At 55.2% G+C, this 11,205-nt stretch carries 10 protein-coding genes; all 10 read right to left on the bottom strand.

Annotated features, from left to right (window positions below):
- Positions 1–16 precede the first annotated feature (16 nt).
- Positions 17–520, bottom strand: a complete 504-nt coding sequence (secM, locus tag AM410_RS03195; protein WP_072126512.1) for a secA translation cis-regulator SecM — start codon at positions 518–520, stop codon at positions 17–19.
- A 283-nt stretch (positions 521–803) separates the two neighbouring features.
- Positions 804–1,721 (bottom strand): UDP-3-O-acyl-N-acetylglucosamine deacetylase, encoded by a 918-nt coding sequence (gene lpxC / locus AM410_RS03200; protein WP_014168633.1) that lies wholly within the window; start codon positions 1,719–1,721, stop codon positions 804–806.
- A 101-nt stretch (positions 1,722–1,822) separates the two neighbouring features.
- Positions 1,823–2,974 carry a cell division protein FtsZ gene (gene ftsZ / locus AM410_RS03205; RefSeq protein WP_008501978.1) on the bottom strand — a complete coding sequence of 384 codons (1,152 nt, stop codon included), beginning with the start codon at positions 2,972–2,974 and terminating at the stop codon, positions 1,823–1,825.
- 63 nt (positions 2,975–3,037) lie between these two features.
- Positions 3,038–4,294 carry a cell division protein FtsA gene (gene ftsA, locus AM410_RS03210; RefSeq protein ID WP_006173845.1) on the bottom strand — a complete coding sequence of 419 codons (1,257 nt, stop codon included), beginning with the start codon at positions 4,292–4,294 and terminating at the stop codon, positions 3,038–3,040.
- A complete protein-coding gene (ftsQ, locus tag AM410_RS03215) occupies positions 4,291–5,133 on the bottom strand; it encodes a cell division protein FtsQ (protein WP_014168632.1) in 843 nt (280 codons plus the stop codon). The genes ftsA and ftsQ overlap by 4 nt, the downstream gene beginning before the upstream one ends.
- Position 5,134: 1 nt before the next feature.
- The gene (locus AM410_RS03220; RefSeq protein ID WP_020882578.1) at positions 5,135–6,055 is read right to left on the bottom strand and encodes a D-alanine--D-alanine ligase; all 921 of its coding nucleotides are present in this window, start codon (positions 6,053–6,055) and stop codon (positions 5,135–5,137) included.
- On the bottom strand, positions 6,048–7,523 hold the full coding sequence (gene murC, locus AM410_RS03225; protein WP_014168630.1) for a UDP-N-acetylmuramate--L-alanine ligase: 1,476 nt from the start codon (positions 7,521–7,523) through the stop codon (positions 6,048–6,050). Before murC ends, AM410_RS03220 begins: the two co-directional genes overlap by 8 nt.
- 58 nt (positions 7,524–7,581) lie before the next feature.
- Positions 7,582–8,646 carry an undecaprenyldiphospho-muramoylpentapeptide beta-N-acetylglucosaminyltransferase gene (murG, locus tag AM410_RS03230; protein WP_049023069.1) on the bottom strand — a complete coding sequence of 355 codons (1,065 nt, stop codon included), beginning with the start codon at positions 8,644–8,646 and terminating at the stop codon, positions 7,582–7,584.
- Positions 8,643–9,887, bottom strand: coding sequence for a cell division protein FtsW (gene ftsW / locus AM410_RS03235; RefSeq protein ID WP_014168628.1), 1,245 nt, complete (start codon positions 9,885–9,887; stop codon positions 8,643–8,645). Before ftsW ends, murG begins: the two co-directional genes overlap by 4 nt.
- A complete protein-coding gene (murD, locus tag AM410_RS03240; RefSeq protein ID WP_025205419.1) occupies positions 9,887–11,203 on the bottom strand; it encodes a UDP-N-acetylmuramoyl-L-alanine--D-glutamate ligase in 1,317 nt (438 codons plus the stop codon). The genes ftsW and murD overlap by 1 nt, the downstream gene beginning before the upstream one ends.
- Positions 11,204–11,205: the final 2 nt, after the last annotated feature.

The raw sequence follows: 11,205 nt of genomic DNA on the forward strand, positions 1-11,205 counted from the left end.
TTGAAAAAAGGTTAATTTAGCTGAGGCGTTGAGGCCCGGCGCGGATGCCGTGAGCCTGGCTAATCCATGTCGAAACGGAGAAGGTCGCAGGAGGAACGTGCGCGATTTGTGTGGTCTGACGCACCATGACGGGTGGCTGACTGTCCTGCGTAAGCAGCGCGTTAAGCGTGTCCAGCAGAGCAAGATGCTGCGCCTGTACCGGCAGCGTCTCTTCAGCAACAGGCAGTGCCTGCGGAGCCATCGCAAATGACAGATGGCGAATAACGGTACGAATCGCATGCTGGTGCCAGTAATCCACCGAGAAATTCGGGCGGCGATTGGCTTCAAGCCACGCCAGGTTAGTAAAATTAACCCGCGTGTTGAGATCGTGTTTGGTTGTGGAGGTCTTCGTCGGCGTCGCCGCTTCCGCACTGTTGCTGAGCGCAGGCAAGCCGAAACTCGCCGCGACCATCCCTAATAAGAGATGCGGCCAGAAGTAACGTCTGCCAAATTGTCGCCAGCGCGTCAGTATTCCGCTCAATTGCTCCACCACATTAAGCCAGCCTTCAAAAGGCTGAATTCAATTATTCTTTTAAGCGCCCAGATATTACCACTAAAGCCAATACACAGCAGCAGGAATGACGTATTGCTGCGGGGAAAAACGGTCAAGAATGCAGCTAACGCACAGATTTTCTGCACCGGGCAAACGAGAAGTGACGCTGGGGCAAATAAATGAAGAGGGGTAAAAATAAAAACGACTGGTCTCCCTGGTCGGAGAGAGTACCAGGTTAACCAGTCGATTTTTTACGAAACGGCTTTAACCGTTACGCCAGTACCGTGTTTGGTGCTTTGAAGGCCAGCGGCAGCTCAGCTTCGTCTTCAAAGGTCACATATTCCCAGGCTTCCTGTTTTGCCAGGACTGCCTGCAACAGTTTGTTGTTCAGTGCATGACCGGATTTAAACGCGGTAAATGCACCAATGATGTTGTGACCACACATAAACAGGTCGCCGATAGCATCCAGCATTTTGTGACGAACGAATTCATCTTCAAAACGCAGACCGTCTTCGTTCAGTACGCGATAATCGTCAACAACGATGGCACAATCGAAGCTGCCGCCCAGGCACAGACCACGGGACTGCAGATATTCGATATCACGCATGAAGCCAAACGTACGGGCACGGCTGATCTGGCGCATAAACGCATCAGCAGAGAAGTTCATCGCATAGCGTTGGGTGCTGGCATCAATCGCCGGATGGTTAAAATCGATGGTAAAGTCCAACGAGAAACCATTGTACGGTTTGAATTCAGCCCATTTGTCGCCATCTTCGACGCGAACGGTCTCTTTGATACGAACAAATTTTTTCGCGCAGTTCAGTTCTTCGATGCCGGCATCCAGCAACAGATAGACGAACGGAGCAGCACTACCATCCATGATCGGGATTTCTGGCGCATCGACTTCAACCATAATGTTGTCGATACCCAGACCCGCCAGGGCGGCGTTCAGGTGCTCTACGGTAGAAATCCGCACGTCATGCTCGTTCACCAGACAAGTACAGAGCATAGTATCACGCACAGATTTGGCATCGGCCGGAAAGTCTACCGGTGGATTCAAGTCGGTGCGACGATAGATGACCCCGGTATTGGCCGGCGCAGGGCGTAACGTCAGTGTGACTTTCTTGCCGGTATGTAAACCGACACCAGTCGCCTGAACGATACGTTTAAGTGTCCTTTGTTTGATCATCGTATAATCTCGCCAAATTAACTATCCAACCGAAAGTGTATATCACTGACGGTGGGCCAGTTTAGCACAAAGAGCGAAAATCCCCAAATTCCAGCCAATTCTTAGTCAGCTTGCTTGCGCAGGAACGCCGGGATATCCAGATAATCTGGCTCTTTCGCCGTTTGCGGAGTGGGGTCGTTAACCACTTTCGCGGCCGGTTTCTGCTCCTGAGTCAGAGGAGACATACCGTGCTGCTGGTAACGATCCATAACCGGCTGCTGAGTCTGTTTGTTGGTCACCAGGGTGATCTCAGGACGCTTGTCCATACCGATACCGGTAGCAACAACAGTAACACGCAGCTCGTCGTTCATTTCCGGGTCAAGGGAAGTACCGATTACCACGGTAGCGTTGTCAGAGGCGAACGCACGGATAGTGTTACCCACGGTTTCAAACTCATCCAGACGCAGGTCGAAGCCAGCGGTAATGTTGACCAGCACGCCGCGCGCACCAGACAGGTCGATATCTTCCAGCAGTGGAGAAGAGATAGCCATTTCAGCCGCTTCTTCTGCACGGTCTTCACCGCTTGCCACGCCAGAGCCCATCATCGCGTAGCCCATTTCGGACATCACGGTACGAACGTCTGCAAAGTCAACGTTCATCAGACCCGGACGGGTAATCAGTTCAGCGATACCCTGCACCGCGCCTTTCAGCACGTCGTTGGCTGCGCCAAAAGCGTCCAGCAGAGAGATACCGCGACCCAGAACTTTCAACAGTTTGTCGTTCGGGATGGTAATCAACGAGTCCACGTGCTTGGACAGTTCAGTGATCCCCTGCTCCGCGAAAGCCATACGCTTCTTGCCTTCAAAGTTGAAAGGCTTGGTCACGACAGCAACGGTCAGGATACCTAAATCTTTCGCTACTTCAGCCACAACAGGTGCTGCGCCGGTACCCGTACCGCCACCCATACCCGCTGCGATAAAGACCATGTCCGCACCTTCCAGTGCAGCGCGCAGGGCCTCACGATCTTCTTCAGCCGCATTACGACCGACTTCCGGGTTAGCCCCAGCGCCCAGCCCTTTGGTGATGCCACCGCCGATCTGGATAGTCTGGCCTACAGCCGTCTTACGCAGTGCCTGTGCATCGGTGTTAACTGCAAAGAACTCAACACCTTCAATGCGTTCACGCACCATATGCTCTACGGCGTTACCGCCGCCGCCACCGACGCCGATGACTTTAATCACCGCGTCGTTGGTCAGTTCCATAGGTTCAAACATAATTTCTCTCTCCGTTGTGCCTGTCGCCCGAGACCGCTAATTCTCTCCGGTCTCTTAAAAAAATTAAAACTCTTTTCGCAACCAGTTGTTCAGTCGTTTGACCCACGACCCAACTGAGACGCGTTTTTCCACTTCTGCTTCACCACTGAGATGAGATTCTTTCCCGTAGTGGAGCAGGCCCACGGCCGTTGAATAGTACGGCTCCTGAGCATAATCCGTTAAACCGGTGATATTCAGCGGAGCACCGATACGCACTTGCGTATGGAACACGCGCTGAGCGCAGGCCGCAAGACCTTCAATTTGCGCTGCCCCGCCGGTTAATACAATCCCCGCTGCAAGATGATGTTTCACGCCCTGCTGGCGAAGCTGTTCCTGTAACTGCAAAATCTCTTCGTTGACCAGGTTAAGCAGCTCGGTATAACGCGGCTCAATGACCTCTGCCAACGTCTGGCGCTGCAGGCTGCGCGGTGGACGTCCGCCCACGCTCGGCACTTCAACGCTCTCATCTTTGCCAACGATAGACCCCAGCGCACAGCCGTGGCGTACTTTAATCGCTTCTGCATCACTCGGTGGCGTACCAAAAGCGTAAGCAATATCGCTGGTCACAACGTTCCCGGCATACGGGATCACTTTGGTGTGGCGCAGCGCACCGCCGGTATACACGGCCATGTCCATTGTACCACCACCAATATCGACCACACAGACACCCAGTTCACGTTCATCTTCGGTCAGCACGGAATAGCTCGCTGCAAGACCGGCGAAAATGAGTTGGTCAACTTTCAGGCCACAACGTTCAACGGCTTTTACAATGTTCTTCGCCATATCGTTGTGACATGTGATCAAGTGCACTTTTGCCTGCATACGTACGCCGGAGAGACCGACCGGGTTTTTGATCCCTTCCTGGTAGTCAATCGCATACTCCTGCGGGATCACGTGCAGCACGCGATGCTCATCGCGAACGCGCACGGATTTCGCCGTATGCACAACGTTTTCAACGTCTTCCTGCGTCACTTCTTCTTCGGAAATCGGCACCATGCCGATTTCGTTCTGGCAGCTAATGTGCTTACCCGAAAGCGCCAGATAAACAGAGGAAATCTGGCAATCTGCCATCAATTCAGCCTGATCGATGGCGCGCTGTACGCACTTCACCACCGACTCAAGATCGTTAACCCCACCTTTATCCATACCACGGGACGGGCAACTGCCCACGCCAATGATATTGACCATACCGTCGGGCAGAACTTCCCCTACTAAAGCGGCAACCTTCGCGGTGCCAATCTCCAGTCCAACTACCAGTTTTCTGTCCGTCGCCTTGATCATTGTTGTTCTGCCTGTACCTGTGCCTGATTCTGTTGCTGATTAGGTTCCTCGACCGGAGCCGGTTCCCAACCGACTGCTGCGCCTGAGTCATAGCGCAAATCAACGTAGCTTATCCGTTTGCCGTCAGTCTGTGCCTGCTGCTGTAAAACCGGGTAAAGTTCTACAAATCGCGCCAGACGTTTCATTGTGTCCCCGCGACCCAGGTTGAGCTTAATGCCGTTCGTTAACGTCAGTTGCCAGGAGCGGCGCGCCGTCATTGCAGCATCTTTTAGCGTAAACCTGTCCTTCGCCAGCACCTGCCCCATTTCACGAAAACCTTGTAACACTTCGTTTTCGCTACCTTCCGGGCCATACAACATCGGTAAATTTTGCTTGTTGACACGATCGGCCGGGACGCTGAAGGAATTTCCGTCTACGTCAACCATGTGCTGATCATTCCAACGCGCAATGGGCACATATTCAACCAGATGAATCTTCAATTCATCAGGCCATTGCTTTCTGACACTCGCCTGTTTTATCCATGGCAGACGTTCAATCTGACTCTGGATAATATTGACGTCCTGCGTCATAAAGGTGCCAGGCGATCCCAGCGCCAGAATTGTCTGGCGAATGTCATCGTTACGGGTGTAATGACGCTCACCGGTGACCACCAGCTTCGAAAGCGGCAACCGTTGCGCATCTTCCATCCAGCCCAGAACCATCCAGCCGCTGATAAACACGGTGCACAGCACCCCGAGCAGGAAAATAATACCTGCAAGACGCGTTCCATTACTCCGGCGTGAAGAAGAGTATTCTTCTTCGTCATCGCGGTTGCGCGTGTTCAATGCAGCCTGAGACATATCAGCCCGCCTGGTCCAGAATACGTACGACTAATTGCGAGAAGCTCATCCCCGCCTGACGCGCTGCCATCGGCACAAGGCTGTGGCTGGTCATTCCCGGAGAAGTATTTGCTTCCAGCAGATAAAATTGTCCATCACTGTCGAGCATCACGTCGATGCGGCCCCATCCACGGCAACCCAGAACATGCCAGGCTTTAACCACCAGGGACTGTAAATCGGTTTCACGCTCAGCTTCAAGACCACTTGGGCAGAAATATTGCGTCTCATCAGAGAGATACTTCGCCTCATAATCATAGAAGGTTCCGGCCGGTTGGATACGAATTGACGGTAAAATTTCTTCGCCAAGCATCGCGACGGTAAATTCCGGCCCGCTGAGCCATTTTTCAATCAGAACTTCTTCATCATGTTGAAATGCCAGGGCTAAAGCGGAAGATAAATCCTCAGCTTTCTCAACTTTGGACATGCCAACGCTCGACCCTTCGCGGCTGGGCTTTACAATAACCGGTAAGCCCAGCTCAGCAATGCGTGCATTAACGCTATCGGAGAGGCCCATTTCAAATTCGCGACGCGTCAGGGCAACCCAGGGGGCAACGGGTAAACCCGCGCCCTGCCACAGCAGTTTGCTGCGAAGTTTATCCATAGAAATGGCGGAGGCCATCACACCGCTGCCGGTGTACGGCATGCCGGTGAGTTCCAGCAGCCCCTGAAGGGTGCCGTCTTCGCCACCACGGCCATGTAACGCGATAAAGACTTTATCGAAGCCCATCGCCTTTAACTGGGTTACGTCAGTCTCTTTCGGATCGACCAGGTGCGCATCCACACCCCCTTCACGCAGGCCCGCCAGTACAGCGGCACCTGAATTCAGGGAAACCTCGCGCTCGGCGGATGTGCCGCCAGACAGGACAGCAATCTTATCAGCCATGATGCTCATCCTCCTGAGTTTGCGGCTTCAGTTTGATTTCAGCTAAGGTACGGGCGATTTTGCCGATATTTCCCGCGCCCTGAATCAGAATTAGATCGTTGCCGGTCAGCACCGGGGCCAGAATTTCAGCCACCTGGGCAGGATCGGAAACCAAAATAGGGTCTACTTTACCGCGTCCGCGGATGGTACGACATAAAGAACGGCTGTCTGCACCAGGAATAGGAGTTTCGCCCGCTGCATAAACATCCAGCATCAGGAGCGTATCCACCTGTGACAGGACGCTGGCGAAATCGTCATACAGGTCACGGGTGCGCGTGAAACGGTGCGGCTGGAAGATCATGACCAGATTTTTTTCTGGCCAGCCTGCACGCGCGGCTTTGATCGTCGCGTCCACTTCCGTCGGGTGGTGACCGTAGTCATCAACCAGCATGGCAGTACCGGGTTTACCGTTCACCGCCTCCAGCGGGTATTCACCGAGGAAGTCGAAGCGACGCCCGGTTCCCTGGAAGCTTTCCAGTGCACGAAGAATGGCTTCGTCATCAATGCCTTCTTCTGTCGCCACGGCCACTGCCGCTGCGGCATTCAGGGCGTTGTGACGCCCTGGTGCATTCAGGGTGACATGCAGCAGTTCTTTGTCCTGACGCGCCAGGGTGAAATGCCCCTGCGCACCCAGCTGTTTGTAATCTTCCACGCGGACATCAGCGTCTTCGCTGAAGCCGTAAGTCGTGATTTGACGTCCGACGCGCGGCAACAGCTCGCGAATCACCGGATCGTCTACACACATTACCGCGCGTCCATAGAACGGCAGGTTGTGCAGGAAATTAATAAAGGTCTGCTTTAAGTTCTCGAAGTCGCCCTGGTAAGTATCCATATGGTCGGCTTCGATATTGGTGACGATGGCGACCATCGGCTGCAGATGCAGGAACGACGCATCGCTCTCATCCGCTTCGGCAATTAAATAACGGCTGTGTCCGAGACGCGCATGCACGCCTGCCGCTTTTACCAGACCACCATTGACGAACGTCGGGTCGAGGCCCGCTTCTGCATAAATGCTGGAGACCATCGCCGTGGTGGTGGTTTTGCCGTGGGTTCCGGCAATCGCAATGCCATGTCGAAAACGCATCAACTCCGCCAGCATTTCCGCACGGCGGATCACCGGAATACGTGCTTCGTGCGCGGCCACGATTTCCGGGTTATCAGAGGAGATGGCGCTCGACACGACCACCACGCTCGCATCGCGCACGTTTTCCGGGCGATGATTGAAATAGATAGTCGCCCCAAGCGACGCCAGCTGCTGCGTAACAGGGTTTGGCGCCAGGTCAGACCCGCTGATCTGATAGCCTTCGTTAGCTAACACTTCGGCAATACCGCCCATGCCAGCACCACCGATGCCAACAAAGTGAATGTGCCGGACGCGACGCATCTCGGGCACGATAGAACGCAGTTTTGCCAGTTGTTGTGTATTCATTCTCTAAACGCCATCGACTACTTAAAAAATTCGTGCAGCGCAACACGCGCTGCGAGGGTTAAGCCTGGGCTGCCAGGCTCACTTCTTTTGCCACCCGTTCCGTTGCATCAGGAATAGCGGTCGCGCGTGCGCGTTGCGCCATCTCCAGTAATGCCTCTCTGTTCCAGCCCGCCAGGGTGGTGGCGACCGCATCGGCGGTAAATTGTGGCTGTTCAAATATTTTCGCGGCGCCGGCTTTCTCAAGCGGCAGCGCATTCCAGTACTGCTGTCTGTCTTTGTGCTGGAACGGCACAAACAGAGCCGGCAACCCGGCGGCGGCAATTTCGCTCACCGTCAATGCGCCAGAGCGGCAGACCACGACATCGGCCCAGGCATACGCTGCGGCCATGTCGTCGATAAATTCCGTCACTTTATGCTGCGGCTGGCCTTCATCGGCGTAAGCCTGCTCAACCATCTGCTGAGCACCTTTTCCGCTTTGGTGCCAGATTGTCACCGCATCACCCAGCTTTGCTGCAACCTGCGGCATCGTCTGGTTTAAAATGCGTGCGCCCTGAGAACCGCCAACGACCAGCACACGGACCGGCCCTTCACGACCCGCCAGGCGCGCATCCGGTAATGGCAGCGCCAGCACGTCTACGCGCACCGGGTTACCCACCACGTCCGCCTTCGGGAAGGCTCCCGGGAAAGCCTGCATCACTTTGGTGGCAATTTTCGCCAGCCATTTATTGGTCAGACCGGCAATGCCGTTCTGCTCATGCAGCACCACGGGGATGCCCAATGACCAGGCCGCCAGCCCACCCGGGCCAGAAACATAGCCGCCCATCCCCAGCACCACATCAGGCTTAAAACGCTTCATGATGGCGCGCGCCTGACGCCAGGCGTTGAAAATACGCACCGGTGCCAGAAGCTGGGCCTTAATGCCTTTTCCGCGTAAGCCGGAAATGCGAATAAAGTCGATCTCGATACCGTGCTTCGGTACCAGGTCGGCTTCCATGCGGTCCGCGGTTCCCAGCCAGCGTACCTGCCAGCCCTGATCCATTAAATGGTGCGCAACTGCGAGCCCCGGGAACACATGTCCACCGGTACCGCCTGCCATCACCATTAACCGCTTCGGTTGATTCATCGTGAACCTCGTGTAAACGCCTGGGCTTTTTCCAGACGCGTTTCATAATCTATGCGTAACAACATCATGATGGCCGTCGACATAATCAGCAGACTGGAACCACCATAACTGATCAACGGCAACGTAAGGCCTTTGGTCGGCAGCATACCCGCTGCGGCCCCGACGTTAACCAATGCCTGGAAACTAAACCAGATACCTATTGAGCAGGCTAAGAAACCTGAAAAGCGGTGATCGATCTCCAGCGCTTTTCGCCCAATCGACATGGCGCGGAAAGCGACGAAGAATACCATTAATAGCGCTAATACCACACCGATATAACCCAGTTCTTCCCCAATAATGGAGAAGATGAAGTCAGTGTGCGCTTCGGGTAAATACTCCAGTTTCTGTACCGAGTTGCCCAGGCCCTGACCCCAGACTTCACCGCGACCAAAAGCCATCAGCGACTGCGTCAGCTGATAACCGCTGCCAAACGGGTCTTCCCACGGGTTCCAGAATGAGGTCACACGGCGGATACGGTAAGGCTCGGCGAGGATCAGCAGCACAACCGCTGAGATACCCATTCCGATGATGGCGATGAACTGCCACAGCTTCGCCCCGGCCAGGAACAGCATTGCCAGCGTGGTGACAAACAGCACGACCACGGTACCAAGGTCAGGCTGCGCCAGCAGTAAGACCGCCAGCACCAGAATAACGCCCATGGGTTTTAAGAAGCCGCGCAGGTTATTACGCACTTCATCCACTTTACGTACCAGGTAGTTAGCCAGGTAGCAGAACAGGGAGAGCTTGGTAAATTCCGCGGGCTGAATACGCAGCGGGCCAAAGGCAATCCAGCGCGATGCCCCGTTTACGGAGCTCCCCACCACCAGTACGATCAGCAGCATAATGATGGAGGCGATCAGCATCGCGGTACTGTGCCGCTGCCAGAACTCCATCGGCAGACGTAATGTCACCAGCGCCAGACAGAACGCCAGGATGATGTACAGGCCATCACGTTTCGCAAACAGGAACGGATCGTTCGCCAGTCGCTGCCCGACAGGCATTGACGCCGAGGTCACCATGATAAAACCAACCGCCGCCAGTCCCAGCGTGAGCCAGAAGAGCGTACGGTCGTACATAACCAGGCTGTCGTTATCTTTTTGACGAGAGCCCATCACCCAGCCTTTGAGTGCCGCAAACACCCACGCCAGAACGCCAAATCCTGGCAGGCGCGGCATTTTCAGGCGGGGGAGAGATAAACGCATCAGCCTAACTCCTTCGCCAGACGGGTAAAGAGATCGCCACGCTGTTCGAAATTCTTGAATTGATCGAGGCTGGCGCAGGCCGGGGAGAGCAGGACCATATCACCCGGCTTCACGCGAGGGGCAATCAGCCGCATCGCCTGCTCCATGGTCTCGGTTTGCTCGGCAATGTCAGGACGCAGCTCAGCCAGCTCACTGCCGTCGCGACCAAAGCAGTACAAGCGGATATTATTCCCGGCGAGATACGGTTTCAGCGTGGAGAAATCCGCCGATTTACCGTCGCCGCCCAGCAGTAAATGCAGGGTCCCTTCAACGTGCAGGCCGTTCAGGGCGGCCTCGGTACTGCCGACGTTGGTGGCTTTTGAGTCATTAATCCAGCGCACACCGTTGTGCTCCAGCGCCAGCTGGAAACGGTGCGCCAGGCCGGTAAAGGTGGTCAATGCTTGCAGGCTGGACGAACGCGGCAGCCCTACGGCATCCGCCAGCGCCAGCGCCGCCAGAGCATTGGTGTAGTTATGCTGGCCGGTAAGCTTCATCTCTTTCACGTTCAGCACTTTCTCACCCTTCACGCGCAGCCAGGTTTCGCCCAGTTGACGGTTAAGATGATAGTCACCCATGGTGATGCCAAAGCTAATGCAGCGATCGTCCGCCCCGCGCACCGGCATGGTCAGGGCGTCATCCGCGTTGACGACGCAGACCTTCGCATTTTCATAAATGCGCAGTTTGGCGGCGCGGTACTGCTGCAGACCAAACGGATAGCGATCCATATGATCTTCAGTAACGTTAAGGATCGTCGCCGCGGCCGCACGAAGGCTGGAGGTCGTTTCCAGCTGGAAGCTGGAAAGCTCGAGGACGTACAATTCACAGCCCTTATCCAGCAACATCAGCGCTGGCAGGCCAATATTGCCTCCCACACCCACGTTCATGCCCGCCGCTTTCGCCATCTCACCCACAAGGGTGGTGACGGTGCTTTTACCGTTAGAGCCGGTAATCGCGATAACGGGTGCCTGCGCTTCACGGCAGAACAACTCAATATCACCGACAATCTCAACGCCCGCATCGGCCGCGGCGCTGAGTGAAGGATGCGCCAGCGCCATACCGGGGCTGGCGACAATCAGATCGGCTGCCAGCAGCCAGTCATCATTCAGACCACCAAGGTGGCGTTCAACCTGTTCCGGCAGTTTATCCAGACCCGGCGGAGAAACACGCGTATCCATTACGCGAGGCGTCACGCCGCGCGCGAGGAAAAAGTCCACGCAGGAGAGGCCTGTCAGCCCCAACCCGATGATAACGACTTTTTTGCCCTGGTAATCTGCCATGA

The organism is Enterobacter cloacae complex sp. FDA-CDC-AR_0164, assembly GCF_003071645.1.
GTDB classification, from domain to species: domain Bacteria; phylum Pseudomonadota; class Gammaproteobacteria; order Enterobacterales; family Enterobacteriaceae; genus Enterobacter; species Enterobacter ludwigii.

Bases quoted from the DNA above. Each gene is read 5' to 3' on its own strand.
- lpxC (WP_014168633.1), bottom strand. From the start codon at position 1,721: ATGATCAAACAAAGGACACTTAAACGTATCGTTCAGGCGACTGGTGTC.
- AM410_RS03220 (WP_020882578.1), bottom strand. From the start codon at position 6,055: ATGGCTGATAAGATTGCTGTCCTGTCTGGCGGCACATCCGCCGAGCGC.
- murC (WP_014168630.1), bottom strand. From the start codon at position 7,523: ATGAATACACAACAACTGGCAAAACTGCGTTCTATCGTGCCCGAGATG.
- murD (WP_025205419.1), bottom strand. From the start codon at position 11,203: ATGGCAGATTACCAGGGCAAAAAAGTCGTTATCATCGGGTTGGGGCTG.
- ftsZ (WP_008501978.1), bottom strand. From the start codon at position 2,974: ATGTTTGAACCTATGGAACTGACCAACGACGCGGTGATTAAAGTCATC.
- ftsA (WP_006173845.1), bottom strand. From the start codon at position 4,294: ATGATCAAGGCGACGGACAGAAAACTGGTAGTTGGACTGGAGATTGGC.
- murG (WP_049023069.1), bottom strand. From the start codon at position 8,646: ATGAATCAACCGAAGCGGTTAATGGTGATGGCAGGCGGTACCGGTGGA.
- ftsW (WP_014168628.1), bottom strand. From the start codon at position 9,887: ATGCGTTTATCTCTCCCCCGCCTGAAAATGCCGCGCCTGCCAGGATTT.
- ftsQ (WP_014168632.1), bottom strand. From the start codon at position 5,133: ATGTCTCAGGCTGCATTGAACACGCGCAACCGCGATGACGAAGAAGAA.